This is a genomic window from Undibacterium sp. Di26W, from assembly GCF_049340265.1.
GTDB lineage: Bacteria > Pseudomonadota > Gammaproteobacteria > Burkholderiales > Burkholderiaceae_D > Undibacterium.
In genome coordinates this window covers 262,168-280,485 of sequence record NZ_JBMPOR010000006.1, presented here as the reverse complement: position 1 = coordinate 280,485, position 18,318 = coordinate 262,168, and the positions used below count along the sequence as shown (strand labels likewise).

The following is an 18,318-nucleotide window of genomic DNA, read 5'->3' as shown; positions in this document are numbered from 1 at the left end:
CTCTGTTTTTCGACAATTTCTTGTCTATGTCACCGTAGTGACATGTCGCTCACTCAAAATACTGACAGTTCAGTTTCTTATTTCTAAAAAACCGTCTTGCTTTATACTTCTTGTGAACACTTGCTATATTATTTAAGCATTTCCAATCAACCTAAATTGACTGGTGCGCTTCGCAAAGTGCCCACATTTATTGACTGTTAATTGTTAAAGAACCAAAATCTTTTCTGCCTCACCAGACTACTTATTCATCCAGTTTTGCAGCGCAGCGTTGTGTGCGTCAGCAGCAGAGAAACGAGATTATGAAGCACTTCTTCTTACCTGTCAACACCCGCTGCTCTTTTCGTTTCTCTTCGCTCTTGCGAACGACTTAAACTGTTGCACGGTATTCACAGCGACCAGATCTTTCCGCAGCCTCTACTTCTCTGCTCAATCTCTGGCCTTGCTTCTCTTCTCTCATCCCCGCTTCTCAGCGGGAGGCGAACTATAGCAAACCTTCCACTCACTTTGCAAGTACCTTGGGGAAATTATTTAGCGGGTTCTTTGGTGGGGCGGCGTTGGCGGGTTTTGTAGGGGGCGGTGCGCGCGGCGCACCCTACTATGCTTCTTGGCTTGCACGCGGTTAATCGAAAGGGCGCAACGCACCCTACTATTCTTCACACATTATCTACTCCCAAGGAAATCCTGATACCCCTGTCACATGCGGTTAAAATACGGGATTCATCAAACCATTAATCCAGCCCGTCGCTATTTAAGAGCTAAGAGCAATGGGCGCTTAGTGTTATCCGGACCGAATTTATGTTGCGCATTACCGATTTACAACTCCCGCTGGACCATACCGAAGCCGAACTGAGGACCGCTGTATTGACTGAGCTGGGTATCGATGACCAGGAGCTCGTCAGCTTTTCCATTTTCCGCCGTGGTTATGATGCCCGCAAAAAGACTGCGATCATCCTTATTTATACGATAGATGTCGTCACTACGCTGGATGAAGAGTTATTGCGTCGCCACAAGAATCGCACTCGCCTGTCCCCCACCCCGGATACGGCATACAAATATGTCACCCGCGTCGGGGATGCGGCATTTCAGCGCCCGGTCGTCATAGGCTTTGGCCCCTGTGGGCTGTTTGTCGCGCTGTTGCTTGCGGAAATGGGTTTTCGCCCTATCGTATTGGAACGCGGGAAACCTGTCAGGGAACGAACCAAGGATACCTGGGGCCTGTGGCGTAAGCGTGAACTGCACCCGGAATCAAATGTACAGTTTGGCGAGGGCGGTGCCGGCACTTTCTCTGACGGCAAGTTATACAGCCAGATCAAAGATCCCAAACATTATGGCCGCAAGGTATTGACAGAATTTGTCAAGGCTGGTGCGCCGGAAGAGATACTGTATGTGAGCAAACCCCATATCGGCACCTTCCGTCTGGTCAAGATGATAGAGGAAATGCGCCACAATATAGAAGCCATGGGCGGGGAAATACGTTTCCAGCAAAAAGTGACGGATATCGATGTGGTGGATGGCAAAGTCCAGGGCGTGCGCCTGAACGACAGCGAATATATCGCCACATCGCATGTGGTACTGGCCATAGGTCATAGCGCCAGAGATACCTTCAAGATGATTGCGGAGCGCGGCATCTATGTGGAAGCCAAACCATTTTCCATCGGTTTTCGTATTGAGCACCCGCAATCTGTCATTGACAAGGCGCGTTTTGGGCCGAATGCGGGCAACGAGATTTTGGGAGCCGCCGATTACAAGTTGGTTCACCATGCCAGGAATGGCCGCTCCGTCTACAGTTTTTGCATGTGCCCGGGCGGCACTGTCGTGGCTGCCACATCGGAACCAGGCCGGGTAGTCACGAATGGCATGAGTCAATATTCACGCAATGAACGCAATGCCAACAGCGCCATCGTGGTCGGCATTACGCCAGCGGATTACCCTGGCGATCCGCTGGCCGGCATTGATTTACAAAAGAAGCTGGAAGAAAAGGCGTATGCCATGGGTGGCAGCAATTACAATGCCCCCGGCCAGTTGATTGGTGATTTTCTGGCGGCACGTGCGTCGACTGAACTTGGCAGCGTGGAGCCCTCCTACAAACCGGGAATCACCCTGTGCGATCTGGCCGAAGCGCTGCCCGACTTCGCCATACAGGCCATGCGCGAAGCGATCCCGGAATTTGACAAGAAGATCAAGGGCTTTGCCATGAAGGACGCGATACTGACTGGCGTCGAAACACGGACTTCATCACCCATCCGCATCAAACGCAATGACGGTGATTTGCAGAGTCTGAACACCCGTGGCTTGTTCCCGGCGGGTGAAGGTGCCGGCTATGCGGGCGGGATTTTATCTGCTGCCGTCGATGGCATCCGGGTTGCCGAAGCAGTCGCCATGGATATACAGGGCATTCAAGCCCAGTAAGTAAGCAAGTAGCAACAGGGCAGAAAGCGCCAGGCTTATCTGCCCTGCTTCAGTCTTTCCTGCGGCTGGATTAGCCCAGCAAGTCTTCAAGACCGGCGCTCAGTTCACTCAAAGGCGGCATGTCAACAGTGATCACTTCGGGTTTGAGTCCCAATTTCTGCGCTACATCGACAGGGAAGGTTGCCTCTTGTTCCTCTTTCGAATAATGATTTTCTTCACCGCGAGCACACCAGGATGCCACATGAACCACGGCACCGATCTGATCAAACTCGGCCTGCTGCAAAGGTTCGGCACAAGCCTTGATCGCCGTCGCAAAGCTGTCAGGGAAACGCCAGCGCTTTGACAGTTCGGCACCGACATCAAAAAAATCATACCCAAACGAGGTGCGTTCCACATCTGGCCTGCGGACATCAAGGGGGCCGGCTATTTTATCGACCTGCAGCATTTGTTCAGGCATGCCTGCATGCATAACCAATTGCCCAATGGCATGCATCAAACCAACGGTAAAGGCAAAGTCTGAATTGGCACGAGCTTTTTTTGCCAGCCATTTTGCCACTACCGCAGTATGCAGGCTGTAACGCCAGAATTGCTTGAGATCGACACCCGGCATGGATTTGAAACCGCTGGTCAGGCCGCTGCTGACGACCAGCGTACGTACCGTCATAAAGCCCAGCATCAATACCGCATCATCGACAGAACCCACGGTTCTTGACGCATGGTAATAGGATGAATTTGCCAGACGCAACAACTTGGCACTAAGTACCTGGTCTGCCGAGAGTTTCCTGGCAATTTCGTCGATAGACACATCATCGTTATTAAAACTGTCTATCACTTCCTGCACAACCTTGGGAATGGAAGGCAAAGCATTTTGTTGCTGGAACAGAGTCTCGATTTTCATAGGGCATCTCCTTTAGATGAGGGGACAGCGACTACATGTCTCTCTTTTTATGTCTGGAAATTGATACGCCAGTCAGCAAATTGCCCAGAACGCATTTCATGAACAGCATGAACGCATCCTAATAATGCAAGAGCATTAATAATTGCTATAAAAAATCATACTCTGATATGCGTTTTTCAGAAATGTTTTTTTTGATATCAGTCGTGATTTAAACAGAAGAACTTGTTTACGATCTGTAGCGAGCGTGCGTCAGCGGGGTCAGGGTAACAAAAACGCAGCGCAAAAAGCGGAATGTACACTAAGTACATGAGCATTTTGAGCAGCGCATGAGCCCCGCTTGGACTACGATTGCGCCCGCGCTTAAGATCGCAAACACGTTCTAAGGCACAATTGACACAAGGCACTTATTTAAGACTTACGGTGTGTAAGTGTGTGAAGGTGCTTGTCGCCTCAATTTAAATCAAGCTGCTTTCAGGCAGTCCTATTATTTTGCATGTGTCGTAAATTTTGAAGATTTTTCATGAATTCGTCTTCACCAGTATCCAATAGCAAATGTAGACTGGCTTTCCTTTCTTGTCTCATCAATTCCAGATGATTTACAAACACTATGCTGTCTTTGCTTCACTTCCTGCCAGACATGGTGGTAAAGTAAGTTTATACACGTCATGCCGTAGTAACCAGACAGGAGACAAATCATGAAAAATGCCCTTGAACTCGCAGCACAAGTCGGTGAAGAACTCAAATCCAGAAAGCTGATACTTACCATTGCAGAATCATGTACCGGCGGTGGGGTCGCCCACGCAATTACAGAAATTGCCGGTTCTTCAGAATGGTTTGACTGTGGTTTTGTCACTTATTCCAATTCATCGAAGATTGAGTTGCTGGATATTCCTGCGGCACTGATTGCGCAGAATGGTGCCGTCAGCGAAGAAATCGCAGCAGCCATGGCCCAAGGTGCGATTGCCAATTCAGAAGCACATATTTCCCTTTCCACCACCGGCATTGCCGGCCCTACCGGTGCGATGCCGGGCAAACCTGTAGGCACCATCTGTTTTGGCTGGCATGTTGGGGGCATCACGCATACAGAAAGGCTGGTCTTTGCCGGCGACCGCCAGGCAGTACGCGAGCAAACCGTAGTGCATGCGCTCGACAAACTGCTCAGGTTTGTCAGGGAGTTGTGATTTGCCAGTAAACACAGGACGTCTCCAGGTATTGCTGGTGGATGATGATACTGACATAGGTCAATTGCTGAGCAATTACCTGGAAAAATTCGATATCAGTTGTGTTGCCGTACAGGATGGCGTAGCGATGCAGGCAGCAATCCAGGCGCAGGATTTCGATGTCATTTTGCTCGATTTGATGTTGCCGGGCGATGATGGACTGACTTTGCTGCGTAAGCTGCGCCACCATGCAACGACACCAGTCATCATGCTGACGGCAAGAGGCGAATTCGCCGACAAGATACTTGGGCTGGAATCCGGTGCCGACGATTATCTGATCAAACCGCTGGATGCACGTGAACTGGTGGCGCGCATACAAAGCGTGGTCAGGCGCTGCAGCACGGCGGTAAGGCAAACCCATGAAACGGCAGAAAACCAGCCAGCGGAACTGCGTTTTGCATCCTGGACCCTGCATCTGGCGACCCGCCAGTTGCGCAGTCCGGACAAATTGGTGATCCCATTGTCAAATGCCGAATTTCGCCTGCTGCATGCATTCATCCGCCGGCCTGGCCAAGTACTTAGCCGGGATCAGCTACTGGACATTGCCCGCAATAAGTCCAGCGAAGTATTTGATCGCAGCATAGACTTGCTGGTATCCAGATTGCGGCAAAAACTGGGGGATGATCCACGTCATCCCAGCATGCTGAAAACCATACGTGGTGAAGGCTATATGTTCAGCGCCAGCCTGAAATGAAACGACTGTTTCGCGACACCATTTTCAGCCGCCTGTTTGGTCTGGCCATGGCCGCCGTTATAGTCAGCCATATCGCCACCTTTATATTGATGTTTGTATTTCTGGGTGATCACCGGCAGCCACCCCGGCCCGGCCCGCATCTGCACCATCATCAGGCACCCGGCTTGCTGGATGGCCCTTTGATGGGCTTTACCCTGAGCATGCTGCTGCAACTGCTGGTGTTGGCAATTGCCGCATGGATAGGCTCACGCAGCCTGGCCCGCCCCATGCAAGACCTGGCTGCCGCTGCCAGCACGTTGGGGGATGCAAAAAAACCCACGCTCATATCTGAGACAGGTCCGGAAGAAGCCCGGCAAAGCGCACTGGTATTCAACCAGATGCAGCAACGCCTGTATCAGCAAATGGAAGAAAGAGAACGCTTTCTGGTTGCGGTTTCGCATGATCTGCGGACACCATTGACACGCATGAAATTGCGCCTTGTCCAGTTGCATGAAGATGGTAACGGCGAAAAGCTCTTGCAGGATGTAGAGGAAATGCGTCTCATGCTGGACGCCACCCTGGAATATCTGCGCGGCAGCGAAGAAACCCTGCAAATGCTGGATGTCAGTTCCCTCGTCACTGCCATTGTCGACAATATGCAGGATGAAGGTAAAGCCGTCAGCATGCAGGGCACGGCCAAGCCATTGCTGGCATTCCCGAACGAACTCAGGCGCTGCCTGTGCAATGTGCTGGAGAATGCCATTTTTTACGGCACGTCTGCCGATATCTGCCTGCAGGATAGCGATGCCGAACTGGTTATACGCATTACAGACCAGGGGCCGGGTATTCCTGAGCAGGAACTGGAAAACGTATTTTCACCTTTTGTCCGCCTGGCCACATCGCGGAATAAAAACAGCGGCGGCGTAGGTCTGGGCCTGAGTATCGCCAGGGAAATAGCCAGACGACACCGTGGCTCACTGGTACTCAGCAATCGCACGGAAGGGACTGGCCTGGTAGCAGAACTGCATTTGCCACGTCATTAAAATTCAAGTTCATTTGTTACAACCCGCGCATCATCACCATGCATCTTTACATTTCCCCCGATTTTGTATCAGCACCGATACAAAGCCGACACAAGCAGGCAACATCGTGATGTCACACTGACATCTGACTGATAGTGGTTTGACTTCCAGGAGAATGCGATGACAAGCGTAAGTGGCGTTAGCGGCAGTAGCAATTATTTTTCCCAGGCCAGCAGTGGTGTTCAAAGACATGGGCGCGGCGATCCGGCCAAAATAGCGGACAGTGTATTTTCCAAGCTGGATACGAAAAACCAGGGTTACCTGGAAATCTCGGATCTGGAAACAGCATTTGGAAACATCTCAGATACTTCATCCAGCACGACCAGCTCAAGCACGACCAGTACGGCCAGCAGCAGCACGGCCAGTGCCGGTACGAGCAGCACGTCCAGTTCCTCCACCGTCAATGACTTGTTCAAGAAACTCGACAGTGATGGCGATGGCAAGGTCACCAAGGATGAATTCAGCAGCGGCATCAAAAAATTAAGTGATGAGCTGGAAAGCCAGTTCAATGCACGTCGCACCAGCGGCTCGCGTCCGCCACCGCCCCCCGATGGAGGAGGCGGACCAGGTGAAGACGGCGGCCTGGACAAAACCCAGTTGACAGATCTTGCCTCGAAAGTCGGCGAAAGCAATAGCAGCGCGGGCGCAGCCCTGACACAGGTGGCACAGAACTTTGAGGCAGCGGATACCAATCAGGATGGCAAGGTCAGCATACAGGAATCGATTGCCTATCTTGAAAAGACTACCTCCACCAGCAGCACGGCAAGCACTGGTACTGGCACGGCCAGCAGTTCTTCCAGTACCACCGCCAGCAGCGACAGTACTGACACCAGCGGCACCAGCACTACCTCGGGCACCAGCAGCACGACAGCAAGTTCTGGCACGGACAGCACCAGTGATGCGGCCATCTTCAAAAAGGCCCTGCAACTGCTGCGCGCCTATGCCGTTCCACCACAAGACCAGACTCAGGGCCTGTCAGTCACTGCCTGAATGGATTGAATGGATTGAATGGATTGAATGGATTGATATGGCACTGGCGCGCTGATGCCTCAGTCAGCAGGTTTTAGAAAACAAAAAGCCCGGATAGTCATTGAAGACCATCCGGGCTTTTTTACACAGCGATCCAGGGCGTGTTGACTAGTGGACTGTAACAGTCCACTAGTCAGGGTCGCGGTTTTGCATGAGCAGCTCATTAATCAATACCGACTCTATCTTGTCGGTTTGCAGGGCCTTGTTCAGACCATCCTTCAATTGTACCCTGACCAGTTCAAACCCCGCTTCCGAATGCAGGTCGTCGGGATTCACCTTGGCCAGCTCGATCTGGTAATAAGTGGCAAGGGTCTTTTTGTTTTCAAATAGCCATTCCCTGTCTTCGTCCCTCACCTGTATGGTGACCTTCATACGTACCACCTGCCCCTCCACATACGCCACCTGTTGCGGTAGTTCGATATAGCTAAGGCCGGCCGCATTGCCAGTTGGGGTGCGAAAGTAAAAGAAAATTGCCAATAAAATAGCAAATCCACACAAAATAATCAGGGCAGCATAACGGCCAAAATGATCGGGTTCAGACGCTTTTGTTGCTTTTACAGGTTTTCTTTCCAAGGCCGGTTTCTTGGGTGCCGGGCGCTTGCCCGCCGTGGCCGGTCTTTGAGTAGCCGACGATGCAGATTTGGCAGCAGATGCCGGTGGCTCCAATTCGAATTCCAGCGCACCAGGCTCTGGCGCCCCGGATTCGCCATTGATCGATTCAAAATCCAGTTGCTCACTTAGCAAGCTCGCCTTTGACCTGTCTTTCGGCATACCTACCTTATCTGGCAAACATTCTGCGTTTAACTGCTACATAACTTTCAATACAACTTTCCATGAAATTTTCCATGTGGAAACTTTTTGAGAAGATAATCCCGCATAAGTTCCCTGTATTTTACTTAAATTAAGTGACCGTTTGATAAAACCGGGGTGGTAATTTTGTCCAAAAAAATGATATCCGGTAACTTAAAATCAAATTTGGTTACAAACTAAGAGTGTAAAACACTAGCTGATTTCGCTATCATGACGACATTTCAAGCATTTGTATTAATCGCATGTCAAGTTCCCCCACTCTTTCCGACCGAAATTCCAGCATAGACAATATCAAAGCCGTTTTGATATTTCTGGTGGTTTTTGGCCATCTGATTGAAATATATGTCGGTGAAGATCATGTTTTGCGTTCCATCTGGATTTTTGTTTACGCCTTTCACATGCCGATGTTTGCACTCATGTCTGGCATGTTTTCCAAAGCACAATGGAATGAAAAAAGTGCCAGCCAGCTGATTTCTGGCGTACTCGCGCCCTTGCTGGCCTTTGAAATCATTTATGAGCTGACAGAATTTGCCCTCAGGGGTAGCGTCAGCGTGTATGCCAATCTGGTGGCACCTTACTGGATGCTTTGGTATCTGCTGAGTTTGCTGTGCTGGCGTTTGCTATTGCCGCTATTTGCGCGCATACAGTTCCCGGTCATGCTGGCACTGGCGTTGTCTTTGGTGGGTAGCTATTCTGAACATGCGGGTTATTTCCTTGGTGCATCAAGGACGCTGGTCTTCTTCCCGTATTTTTTATTGGGTTGGCAACTTGGTCATCGTGGGCTGTCAGACAAGAAAAAAGGCAAGCTGATCTTCAGCGCCATCGTGGTAATGGCCGCCTTCATCGGTTCTTTCATGCTGCAAAGCGATTTTGATTATCGCTGGTTCTATGGCAGTTATTCCCTGCACAGGCTGGAAATGGCGACGCTGGCCGGTTCGGCATACCAGTTACTGCAATATGCGGTTTCAACCGTCATTGGCCTGTCTGTCCTGTATTTGCTGGCACAAAAGAATTTGCGTCTGTCCGGCATCGGTCAACGCTCGATTTATGTGCTGGTATGGCATGGCATGGCGCTGATCATCTTGCAGGAAACAGGCGTCTTGCGGCATATCTTCAAGCTTGACAACGGACTGGCACTGCTGATTTCTGCTCTGGTATCGATGGCCATCGTCTGGCTGTGCGCGCATGAAAAATGCGAAGCGCTGACCAAACGCTTTATTCTGAACCCCATGAGCTGGCTGCTGACAGCCCAGAACAACAGCGGCAAACTGGCCCCTGAGACTGCGGCCACGCCGGAACCGGCTGAAAAAGCCTTGCAGGAACCTTAGAGGCAGCAAGCAATGGCCATGCACTGACATGGCCAAGCTGCTTTTAATCCCTGCGCTGATTCTGCTTGCCAGTCTGTATCGTTTCGCTATCAAACTGCTGGGGGTTCTTGCCTGAAATACCGCAATAGAACTCTTGAATCTGCGCCATGTCGACCGCGATATCCCCTGTAGGCACAAACATCTTGCCTATGCCACCAGCTTTACGCTTGAAATCCAGGTATCCCAGTGCGATAGGAACGCCCGCGCCCACGGCGATGTAATAAAAGCCGGTTTTCCAGTGCGTTACCTTGTCCCGGGTTCCTTCTGGCGGCACGATCACCGTCAATCGCTGATTCTCATTGAAGGCATCCACCGTACCCTGTACCAGATTGCCGGATTTGCTACGGTCTACCGCAATCCCGCCGAGCCAGCGCATGATGCCGCCTATGACAGGTGGAAACAGGCTGGACTTGCCCATCCAGTACACACGCAGGCGCAAGGCAAAACAGACTGCCAGCGTGACCGGGAAATCCCAGTTGCTGGTATGCGGTGCCGCGATCAATACATATTTCTGCTCTGTCGGGACGATGCCCTCGACTTTCCATCCTGCCAGGCGCAAACCCAAGAGAGACAGATAGCGCACGAACGCATTGATGAGGGGAGTTTCAAAAATAGTAAGATGCATGCCGTAAGTCTTTGATCACAAAAGAGAATTTTGCCTTCTCTTCAAGCAAGCGGCATTATAGTGATCTACGGCAAATAGAGGGGAGTAAATCGGGAAGTTTTTCCAAATTTCACGAAGTTGTCATACGCATTTCCCAGGCACCAGAACAATCAACACTAACTATTCTTCAGCCACTTCAAGACTTCTTCCCACTGCGGCAAGTCCTTCTCGACGCGGGATGGAGCCACATCCCACAGTGTGGCGCCATGGGCGGCCAGTTGTATGTAGTTCTGGGTATCGCGCAAAAATCCCAGCACCGGCAAACCCAGTTGGCCAACATAATGGTCCAACTGATCGGCGGCACGGCTGCGGGTATTCACCCGCATGCCTAGTATGCCTATCTGGCCGTTCAGCTTCATTTTGGACAGGGATTTCAAAAAATCCTCGGTCGCCAGAATATCAAAAATCGACGCCTGCAAAGGGACGATGACCTTGTCAGCCAGTTTCAGCACCGCTTCCAGCTTGCTACCCTTCAAGCCGGCCGGGGTATCCAGCACCACATGGGTGGTTCCTTTGGGTGGTTTCAACACATTGCCGTCGGCAATATCCCAGGGATGGATAACAGCCAGGTTGGCGGGGCGTAAAGACAGCCAGGTACGCGATGATTGCTGTATATCGGTATCGCCCAGCATCACCTTGTGCCCCTGCGCAGCAAAATAACCCGCCAGATTGGTAGCAACCGTGCTTTTTCCTACCCCGCCCTTGGGATTGACAATGGCAATGACTGGCATGTGCGTTCCTTTATTCAATTCACGGAAGCGATACCTGCCAAACAGCAGTTGTGCTTCCCGATTTCATGGTTGAAACCAACAAACTACAAGCAAACCATCTACAGCGATACTGACTTATTGTCTTTACTATCCTTATGGTACCAGCAAGCCCAGTTGTTCGGGTGTCAAGTAACACCATTCACCTTCCGCAATGCCCAGCGAAGCCAGCGTCAGCTTGCCTAAAGCGGTGCGCTGCAAGGCGGCGCAATGGTTGCCTGCTGCTGCCAGCATGCGCTTGACCTGGTGATACTTGCCCTGTTCCAGCACGATTTCTATCAGATACTCATCCAGCTTCTGGCAATGCACTGCTGCCAGTGGAGCAGGTTCATCATGCAGTTTAACGCCTTGCAACAACAACTTGACCAGTTCCTCTGTCACCGGCTCTGCGGTAGTTGCCTGGTACACCTTGGGCACATGCCGTTTGGGTGAAGATTGCGTATGAATAAACGGTCCGTCATCCGACATCAGCAACATGCCGGTCGTGTCATGGTCCAGACGTCCAACCGGCTGTACGTCACGCCAGCTAAATTGTTCGGGCAACAGCGTCAACACGCCGGGGTGATGACTGGGCTTGCGCGAGCATTCAAAATTCGGCGGTTTATTGAGCACGATATACACGCGTTCACGGTATTTCCAGTCTTCATCAAAAATATGGAATTCCAGCTCACTGGTTTCAAAGCTCATCTTGGTACTGCGTACCACTTCGCCATTCACGCTCACTTCGCCGTCTTCCACCAGATCGCGACAGTATTTCCGGGTTCCAAATCCTTGCGACTGCAAGATTTTATCTAAGCTTAATTTTGTCATGACGCGACTTTATCAGATGTAGCCACTACCACGCTAGCCGGTCCCGGCTTTCATTCGGCGCTGTCTTGCTCATCGTCATTCAGTTTTGGTGACAGCGGCAGGGTGATTCTGAAACTGGTTCCCTTATTCAGCGCACTTTCCACCACGATATTGCCACATAGCACTTCGCTAACCAGGTTATAGGCAATATTCAAACCCAGACCGCTACCACCTTGCCCCAGTCTGGTGGTAAAGAAGGGGTCAAAAATGCGGCCAAGATTTGCTTCCAGTATCCCCTTGCCATCATCGCTGACGACGATTTCTGCAAATTTCTCATCGACTACCCGTGCTGTGATAGACACAGTCCCGCGATAATCACCTTCAAACGCATGGATGAAGGCATTGTTGATCAAGTTAGTGAGCACCTGCCCCAAAGGTCCGGGATAACTGTCCATCATCAGTTTGGGTGGCACCTTGAGGATGATATCGTGACGTGTCTTGCGTATAGTCGGCCCCAGCGTGACGATCAGTTCAGACAACATTTCATCCAGGGCAAACAGGCGACGGTTGGCACTGGTGCGGTCTACCGCTACCTGCTTGAAGCTGATCACCAATTCTGATGCCTTGCTCAAGTTACGTAACAGCAAGTCAGCCCCGGTCTTGGCATTCCTTAGATATTCTTCCAGTACCGAGCGGCGCATGCCCTTGTCAAATTCGAGCAGGACATCATCGGTATGCTGTGCCAGCGTACTGGCCACCGTGACACTGGTACCGATAGGGGTATTTAGTTCATGCGCAATGCCTGCCACCAGCGAACCGAGTGCCGCCATTTTTTCGGTACGCAACAGCTCGCGCTGGGCGCGCTGCAGGTTTTCCAGCACCACTGTCAATTCGCTATTGGCTGCTTCCAGTGCCTGGGTTCTTTCTGATACCCGTCTTTCCAGCGTCGTATTCATGTTCCGGATTTCTTGTTCGTTCTGGCGTTTTTCGGTAATGTCTTCCTGCACCAGGATGATCAGAGGCTCATTTCCCAGCCGTATCATGCGCCCCGATACCTGGCAGAGAATGATTTTTTCTTGCCGGCCACAAGTCAGCCAGGCTTCGTAATCGTGGATTTCGCCATCGCGCTCAACAATACGCAGAATTTCAAAGAAATCATTTTCACTGCGCCATAAAGCTTGCTGGGTGTCGGCATCACCCAGAATTTCATCATGTGACCACAAAAACTGCCTGACCCATGCATCATTGACGTCGATCATGCTGTAGTGCTGTGCCTTGCGCAAGACTGTCATGGCGACCGGGGATGCCTGGAAGATGCCGATGAATTTTTCTTCGGTAATCTTCAGTGCCTGCTCGGCACGCAAGCGCTCATTCAATTCCTGTTGCAAGACAATGTTTTGGGCTTCGCGTTCTGTGATTAAACGCCCCAGGTTCAGGCGCATTTTATCCAGCCCCTGCGCCAGGTTACCGATTTCATCCTGCCGCAGCCATTCCAGCGGTTGATCCAGTTTGCCGCGTGCCAGCCGGCCCGTCGCCAGTTGCAATTCCTGTATCGGCCTGACGATACGCCGCTCGAACAGAAACCAGATCAGGATGAATGAAAACACCACCTGCACCACCAAGGCCAGCCCCAGTTTGAGAAAGTCGGTCCACAATTCTTTTTCTATGTGTTCTGTGGTCAGTTCCAGCATGACCGTGCCGATCACTTTGCCTTCCAGCAGGATGGGTCTTTCCTCGTGCAGGAATTTGGCATCCGCTTTTTTGAATTTGGCGCTACGCGCAAAGATGGATTTGGATTCGTCAAATACTTCAACGCTGACCACTTCGGGATTGCGCATGACGGCCTGGATAAATTGATTCGCCACTGCCTTGTCCAGCGTCCAGACGGGTACCGCCATGGCCCTGGACAACATGTCGGCATATTGCGACATCGGATTACGTACACGTAATTGCAACTCACGCTCATAGCGGTCTTGCACCAGAAAACGCCCCAGCACGGTCGCTGGCAACACTATCCCCACTACAACACCAAGAATAAGAATTTGTCTGAGAGAAAGCGTACGCAATGGATTACCTGTTGTCAGCGGCAGCTACTTCGATTGCTGCTTGCGCCATAACTGTATATTCGACACTATCAATTTATTCATCACGTTCTGTTTATCCAGTTTATATACGGCCTTGGCAATTCGCCCGCGCATTTCTGGTGTATTGCAGGGTGATTTATGCGACAGAGTCAGATACAGATTTTCATTCGTGATGGGCGGTGAGACCGTTTTCAGTCCCGTAATATTCAGCTTGGCTACATAGGCCAGGCCAGGGTCTTCTTCATAGATCAGATAATCGGCACGCGACAGGCTCAACATCTTCAAGGCCTGTTCCAGGCTGGGCACCATGGAAATTTTCAGTGATTCCTTGGCATAGCGGTCGAACTCTTCACCAAAACTATTATTGATCACCGTCACACCCTGTTTGCCAGCCAGATCTGCCCATTTCTTGTAAGGCAGATTGAAATTGCTGCGCGTCCAGATCACGGTGCGGGTTTCACGAAAAGCCGGATAGAAATAATCCATGTATTCCAGCCGTGGCTGGGTAAAGAATGCACCGGCCAACAAATCGACACGGCCCAATTTTGCTTCTTCCTGCACCCTGCCCCAGGGGCCGACATATTTCACATCAATGGGCACACCGATTTCCTTGGACAGCAGTTGCATCCATTCGGCATTGGCACCTATCAGACGATTTTCATCTTCAGGGTCACGCCACAGATAGGGAGGATATTCAGGATTGCCGGTTGCCAGCAAGCCCTTGCAGGATTCATTCGCGTGGGCAGAAAAACCTACTGTCATCAATGCTGCCAGTAGCATCCAGCGCATCAGTTGCCGCGCAGCACTATTGGAAGGCGTAGCGTTGCAAGAGTACCGCTTCATAGCACAACCTTCTCAGCAAGAATGGGGTGAATAGTCGATTAAGTCTAACTGCTGGAATTAGGCTTGGCAAGAATGTAGTTGTGCTTAAGGAACGGTTTCCAAAAAGAAAATAATTGACCGGCTTTTACCGGTCAATTTGCCCGTCGTCACGCACCACAAGCATGCGTTTCCAGGCCGGATATGCCCGGTTTAACGTCTGGCGATACTGTTGCCGTTAGTTCTCACCAGATCACCGGAAACCATGCCGGGGTCATGCTCAAAACTATAGGTCTGCCTGTTACCACCTTCAAACACGACCGTAACATTCCAGACCTTGGTCGTTTTTACTTTTTGCTCAATTTTGTGGCCAGCCAGGGCACCACCTGCGGCACCGGCAATAGTGGCCAGGTCACGTCCAGTACCACCACCTACCTGGTTACCCAGCAAGGCACCGGCGACACCACCGGCAATCACACCCAGTGCACCGCCCTCGCCTTCCTTCTCGGCCATCTCTACCGCCACCACTTTGCCACATTCAGGGCATATCGGTTCTGCCCTGGCAGCCGATACCGGCAGGGGCTTGCTCATGTTTTGTTTGGCCTGGGCCAGTGCGGCATTGTATTCAGCCCTGGCATCACGCAGGCATTGCATTCTGGCCGATGAAGTGGAAGCGTCAGCGCACAGTTTTTTATCATCGTTATAGCGGACAGAAGCGCGTTTGCTTTCTTCGGCATAACGTTGCTTGGCTGTAGGATTTTGCGCAAATGCGCCAGTCACTGCAGTCAACATCAGGCTGGCTATCAGCACTTTCTTGTTCATGTAAAGCTCCTTAATTAATCAAAATTGGTATAACGGGGTGAAATATATTACCCATAACGTCGATAAAGGAAAATTGATGACTTAAATTACAATAATTGACAGTTCCTGTCCTACATTAAACCAGAGCTTAACTGGTGGCGCGCGCACCCACAGGCGTGCTCGTTGTAGCGGATGGGCTCAGTGACGCCAGTATCTTGTCGCGGCAGATGGACAGGATTTCGTCGGCCAGGGGCGCATCGTCCGGGCAGGCGCGCGACATGACAATGGCACCGACCGCGTGCGCCAGTATGTCGAGGGATCTGGCTCGCGCCTGGCCTGCGTCTGCCCCCTCCAGCGAAATGTCTTGCTGGCTCAGTGCAGCCAGCAGGCTCTCAATGCCGACTGCAAACGTGGTCCGGACAGCTTCCGGTTGACGCACGGCATCCCCGCACAACGCAGCCATCGTACAGCCGGTCCCACGGCCGTCGCGGTGCGTGCGCGACAGATAAATCCGCACGAACTCCGACATATCCACCCCAGCGGTCTGCGCCGCAGCTTGTGTGATGGCGCAGGCTGCCGATTCCGCCATCAGGTCGGCCTTGGAGCGGAAGTGCTTGTAGAAACCGCCGTGGGTAAAGCCAGCAGCAGCCATCAGATCGGCAACGCCAACCCCATCGTAGCCGCGCTCCCGAAACAGGGTGGATGCCGTCTCGACAACATGCGCCCGGTTGGCTTGCGCCTGGGCCCTGGTGATCTTCATTTCTCGTCCTCGGTGGGTTTATGCATGCATGAAGGCCTCATTATATATTGATGTCAATCGTAATCAAAGCCTTGACAAATTAGATTATGATCGTCATCATTGCAGAAATTCCCAACACCTGAGGCTGAAACGACATGACCAAGAACACACTTTTCGATGCTTACAAGCTGGGCGGTGGCGGTAAAGGCCATGTCGACTACCCAAGCCTTGCAGACGCTAACGCCCAGTAAGGTCAGCGGGGCCGCGCGTAGTTGCAGCCTCAATTTAGATATCACCCATAGGGGGCATTACCCCCTCATCACCCAGAGAGAAAACACATGACTACATCTACCTCCGTTCTTATTACAGGTGCCTCCACCGGCATTGGTGCCACCTACGCCGAGCGTTTCGCGCGGCGCGGCCACGACCTCGTGCTAGTGGCACGCGACAAAGTGCGACTGGATGCCCTGGCGGCCCGCCTGCGCCTGGAACATGCCGTTGCCGTCGATGTCTTGCCTGCTGACCTTACCAAATCCAGTGACCTGCTCCTCGTCGAAGCACGTCTGCGTGATGACGAACGCATAGCAACACTGATCAATAATGCGGGGATGGCACAGTCTGGCAGCTTCATCGAACAGACCCCCGATCAGGTCGAGCGGGTCATTGCGCTCAACATCACGGCACTGGCGCGGCTCTCAAACGCAGTTGCTCCGCGCTTGGCAGGTGCTGGTAAAGGTGCAATCATCAACATCAGCTCAGTCGTTGGCCTGGCACCTGAATTCAACATGTCGGTCTATGGCGCAACCAAGGCCTTCGTACTGTTTCTTTCGCAGGGCCTGCACCTGGAACTCTCACCCAAAGGCGTGTATGTCCAAGCCGTGCTTCCCGCAGGCACCTACACTGAGATTTGGGACCGTGCGGGCATCGACATCAGTGCCTACGCCGAAATGATGAAAGTAGACGACCTGGTTGACGCTGCGCTGGTCGGCTTTGATCGCCGTGAACTCGTCACCATTCCGCCGCTGCAAACCGCTGCACGCTGGGACGCTCTCGATACCGCGCGGCAGGCGCTGCTTTCGGATCTTCAACAAGCGAAGGTGGCCGAGCGCTATCGGCCATAAGCCTGACCCCGACCGTTTTCACCCCAACCTTACCCGCAGATCCACGCCATGCCGTCACTACTAAAAACTACCCTTTGCCTCCTTGCGCTGACCGCAGCGCTGGTTTCACCGCTTTTTTCACCGCTTGCTGTTGCCAGCGATGCGATTGCGGCGGACGTCAATGTGACCACAGCGGCCACTGCGGCCACGCCGCAGGGGATGACGTGGAAGGATGTGCCTACGCAGAGCCTGTCTGCCGGTGGCGTGGACTTCGCGTACCGTGAACTCGGGCAACACAACGGCGGCACTCCGGTGGTGTTTCTGGTCCACCTGGCCGCCGTCCTGGACAACTGGGATCCCCGAATGCTTGATGGGTTTTCCACAAAGCATCACGTCGTTGCATTCGACAATCGGGGCGTCGGTGCATCCACAGGCACGCCTGCAAACACGATTGAACAAATGGCGGACGACGCCATCACTTTCATCAAGGCCAAGGGATTCAAACAGGTCGATCTGTTCGGCTTCTCGATGGGAGGAATGATCGCGCAGGAGATTGTGCTGAAGGAGCCCAATCTGGTACGAAAACTGATCCTGGCCGGCACCGGACCTGCGGGTGGTCCGGGTATCAGCAATGTAGCGGGTGTGGCGAACTACGACTTGCTCCGTGCGACCTTCACCGGCCAGGATCCTAAGCAGTATCTCTTTTTCACGCGCACGCCGAACGGTATCGAGGCAGGGAAATTCTTCCTGAAGCGCTTGCAAGAGCGCAGCGATAACCGCGACAAGGAAATCACAGTGCGGGCCTACGTGGCGCAGCTTCAGGCGCTCGGCGCGTGGGGGCAGAAGCAGCCAGCCGATCTCTCGGTCGTCAGGCAACCAGTTCTTGTGGTCAATGGCGATGACGATCGGATGGTTCCGACCAGCAATTCATATGACCTCGCCAAGCGCCTGCTGCATAGCCAGTTGATCATCTACCCTGATGCTGGCCATGGTGGAGTGTTCCAGTACCACGAGGACTTCGTACCCAAAGTGCTGGCATTCCTGGCGAACTGAGCTTTCATCTTTTT

The 18,318-nt window shown here is 52.2% G+C and carries 17 protein-coding genes; 8 read left to right on the top strand and 9 right to left on the bottom strand.

Annotated features, from left to right (window positions below; all coding sequences use genetic code 11):
- The first annotated feature begins 795 nt into the window (after window positions 1-795).
- Window positions 796-2,409 carry an NAD(P)/FAD-dependent oxidoreductase gene (locus tag ACO0LM_RS10360; RefSeq protein WP_423036779.1) on the top strand — a complete coding sequence of 538 codons (1,614 nt, stop codon included), beginning with the start codon at window positions 796-798 and terminating at the stop codon, window positions 2,407-2,409.
- A gap of 70 nt (window positions 2,410-2,479) precedes the next feature.
- Here the strand turns inward: ACO0LM_RS10360 and ACO0LM_RS10355 are convergent, their stop codons facing one another.
- Entirely contained in the window at window positions 2,480-3,307 is an 828-nt protein-coding gene (locus tag ACO0LM_RS10355; protein ID WP_423036777.1) for an HDOD domain-containing protein, read from the bottom strand.
- A gap of 695 nt (window positions 3,308-4,002) precedes the next feature.
- Here ACO0LM_RS10355 and ACO0LM_RS10350 point away from each other — a divergent pair.
- The 4 genes from ACO0LM_RS10350 (at window position 4,003) to ACO0LM_RS10335 (ending at window position 7,272) form a co-directional block, all read left to right on the top strand.
- A complete protein-coding gene (locus tag ACO0LM_RS10350) occupies window positions 4,003-4,488 on the top strand; it encodes a CinA family protein (RefSeq protein ID WP_422987241.1) in 486 nt (161 codons plus the stop codon).
- Window position 4,489: 1 nt separating this feature from the next.
- Window positions 4,490-5,221 carry a response regulator gene (locus ACO0LM_RS10345; protein WP_423036775.1) on the top strand — a complete coding sequence of 244 codons (732 nt, stop codon included), beginning with the start codon at window positions 4,490-4,492 and terminating at the stop codon, window positions 5,219-5,221.
- Window positions 5,218-6,243: an ATP-binding protein gene (locus tag ACO0LM_RS10340; RefSeq protein ID WP_423036773.1), complete on the top strand. Its 1,026-nt coding sequence runs from the start codon at window positions 5,218-5,220 to the stop codon at window positions 6,241-6,243. Before ACO0LM_RS10345 ends, ACO0LM_RS10340 begins: the two co-directional genes overlap by 4 nt.
- Window positions 6,244-6,402: 159 nt before the next feature.
- Complete coding sequence (locus tag ACO0LM_RS10335) at window positions 6,403-7,272, top strand: EF-hand domain-containing protein (RefSeq protein WP_423036771.1); 870 nt, start codon at window positions 6,403-6,405, stop codon at window positions 7,270-7,272.
- A 168-nt stretch (window positions 7,273-7,440) separates the two neighbouring features.
- Here ACO0LM_RS10335 and ACO0LM_RS10330 read toward each other — a convergent pair whose 3' ends face one another.
- Window positions 7,441-8,100 (bottom strand): flagellar basal body-associated FliL family protein, encoded by a 660-nt coding sequence (locus tag ACO0LM_RS10330; protein ID WP_423036769.1) that lies wholly within the window; start codon window positions 8,098-8,100, stop codon window positions 7,441-7,443.
- A 263-nt stretch (window positions 8,101-8,363) separates the two neighbouring features.
- Here ACO0LM_RS10330 and ACO0LM_RS10325 point away from each other — a divergent pair, with 263 nt between their 5' ends.
- Window positions 8,364-9,449, top strand: a complete 1,086-nt coding sequence (locus tag ACO0LM_RS10325; protein ID WP_423036767.1) for an acyltransferase family protein — start codon at window positions 8,364-8,366, stop codon at window positions 9,447-9,449.
- A 43-nt stretch (window positions 9,450-9,492) separates the two neighbouring features.
- Here ACO0LM_RS10325 and ACO0LM_RS10320 read toward each other — a convergent pair whose 3' ends face one another.
- From ACO0LM_RS10320 to ACO0LM_RS10290, 7 genes are all read right to left on the bottom strand, one after another.
- Entirely contained in the window at window positions 9,493-10,113 is a 621-nt protein-coding gene (locus ACO0LM_RS10320) for a lysophospholipid acyltransferase family protein (RefSeq protein WP_423036765.1), read from the bottom strand.
- A gap of 155 nt (window positions 10,114-10,268) precedes the next feature.
- Window positions 10,269-10,883 (bottom strand): ParA family protein, encoded by a 615-nt coding sequence (locus ACO0LM_RS10315; protein ID WP_423036763.1) that lies wholly within the window; start codon window positions 10,881-10,883, stop codon window positions 10,269-10,271.
- A 132-nt stretch (window positions 10,884-11,015) separates the two neighbouring features.
- A complete protein-coding gene (locus ACO0LM_RS10310) occupies window positions 11,016-11,729 on the bottom strand; it encodes a pseudouridine synthase (protein WP_423036761.1) in 714 nt (237 codons plus the stop codon).
- A gap of 50 nt (window positions 11,730-11,779) precedes the next feature.
- Complete coding sequence (locus ACO0LM_RS10305) at window positions 11,780-13,717, bottom strand: ATP-binding protein (RefSeq protein WP_423036759.1); 1,938 nt, start codon at window positions 13,715-13,717, stop codon at window positions 11,780-11,782.
- A gap of 81 nt (window positions 13,718-13,798) precedes the next feature.
- Complete coding sequence (locus ACO0LM_RS10300; RefSeq protein WP_423036757.1) at window positions 13,799-14,635, bottom strand: substrate-binding periplasmic protein; 837 nt, start codon at window positions 14,633-14,635, stop codon at window positions 13,799-13,801.
- A gap of 189 nt (window positions 14,636-14,824) precedes the next feature.
- Entirely contained in the window at window positions 14,825-15,433 is a 609-nt protein-coding gene (locus ACO0LM_RS10295) for a glycine zipper 2TM domain-containing protein (protein WP_423036755.1), read from the bottom strand.
- A 127-nt stretch (window positions 15,434-15,560) separates the two neighbouring features.
- On the bottom strand, window positions 15,561-16,172 hold the full coding sequence (locus ACO0LM_RS10290) for a TetR/AcrR family transcriptional regulator (RefSeq protein ID WP_423036753.1): 612 nt from the start codon (window positions 16,170-16,172) through the stop codon (window positions 15,561-15,563).
- 317 nt (window positions 16,173-16,489) lie between these two features.
- On the opposite strand from ACO0LM_RS10290, the gene ACO0LM_RS10285 reads away from it, so the two are divergent.
- Both ACO0LM_RS10285 and ACO0LM_RS10280 read left to right on the top strand, forming a co-directional pair.
- On the top strand, window positions 16,490-17,272 hold the full coding sequence (locus ACO0LM_RS10285; protein ID WP_423036751.1) for an SDR family NAD(P)-dependent oxidoreductase: 783 nt from the start codon (window positions 16,490-16,492) through the stop codon (window positions 17,270-17,272).
- Window positions 17,273-17,470: 198 nt separating this feature from the next.
- Window positions 17,471-18,304, top strand: coding sequence for an alpha/beta fold hydrolase (locus ACO0LM_RS10280; RefSeq protein ID WP_423036787.1), 834 nt, complete (start codon window positions 17,471-17,473; stop codon window positions 18,302-18,304).
- The last annotated feature ends 14 nt before the right edge of the window (window positions 18,305-18,318 follow it).

Coding starts and splice junctions, on each gene's coding strand:
- ACO0LM_RS10280 (WP_423036787.1), top strand. CDS start 17,471: ATGACGTGGAAGGATGTGCCTACGCAGAGCCTGTCTGCCGGTGGCGTG.
- ACO0LM_RS10335 (WP_423036771.1), top strand. CDS start 6,403: ATGACAAGCGTAAGTGGCGTTAGCGGCAGTAGCAATTATTTTTCCCAG.
- ACO0LM_RS10325 (WP_423036767.1), top strand. CDS start 8,364: ATGTCAAGTTCCCCCACTCTTTCCGACCGAAATTCCAGCATAGACAAT.
- ACO0LM_RS10285 (WP_423036751.1), top strand. CDS start 16,490: ATGACTACATCTACCTCCGTTCTTATTACAGGTGCCTCCACCGGCATT.
- ACO0LM_RS10310 (WP_423036761.1), bottom strand. CDS start 11,729: ATGACAAAATTAAGCTTAGATAAAATCTTGCAGTCGCAAGGATTTGGA.
- ACO0LM_RS10300 (WP_423036757.1), bottom strand. CDS start 14,635: ATGAAGCGGTACTCTTGCAACGCTACGCCTTCCAATAGTGCTGCGCGG.
- ACO0LM_RS10320 (WP_423036765.1), bottom strand. CDS start 10,113: ATGCATCTTACTATTTTTGAAACTCCCCTCATCAATGCGTTCGTGCGC.
- ACO0LM_RS10350 (WP_422987241.1), top strand. CDS start 4,003: ATGAAAAATGCCCTTGAACTCGCAGCACAAGTCGGTGAAGAACTCAAA.
- ACO0LM_RS10355 (WP_423036777.1), bottom strand. CDS start 3,307: ATGAAAATCGAGACTCTGTTCCAGCAACAAAATGCTTTGCCTTCCATT.
- ACO0LM_RS10315 (WP_423036763.1), bottom strand. CDS start 10,883: ATGCCAGTCATTGCCATTGTCAATCCCAAGGGCGGGGTAGGAAAAAGC.
- ACO0LM_RS10360 (WP_423036779.1), top strand. CDS start 796: ATGTTGCGCATTACCGATTTACAACTCCCGCTGGACCATACCGAAGCC.
- ACO0LM_RS10340 (WP_423036773.1), top strand. CDS start 5,218: ATGAAACGACTGTTTCGCGACACCATTTTCAGCCGCCTGTTTGGTCTG.
- ACO0LM_RS10290 (WP_423036753.1), bottom strand. CDS start 16,172: ATGAAGATCACCAGGGCCCAGGCGCAAGCCAACCGGGCGCATGTTGTC.
- ACO0LM_RS10295 (WP_423036755.1), bottom strand. CDS start 15,433: ATGAACAAGAAAGTGCTGATAGCCAGCCTGATGTTGACTGCAGTGACT.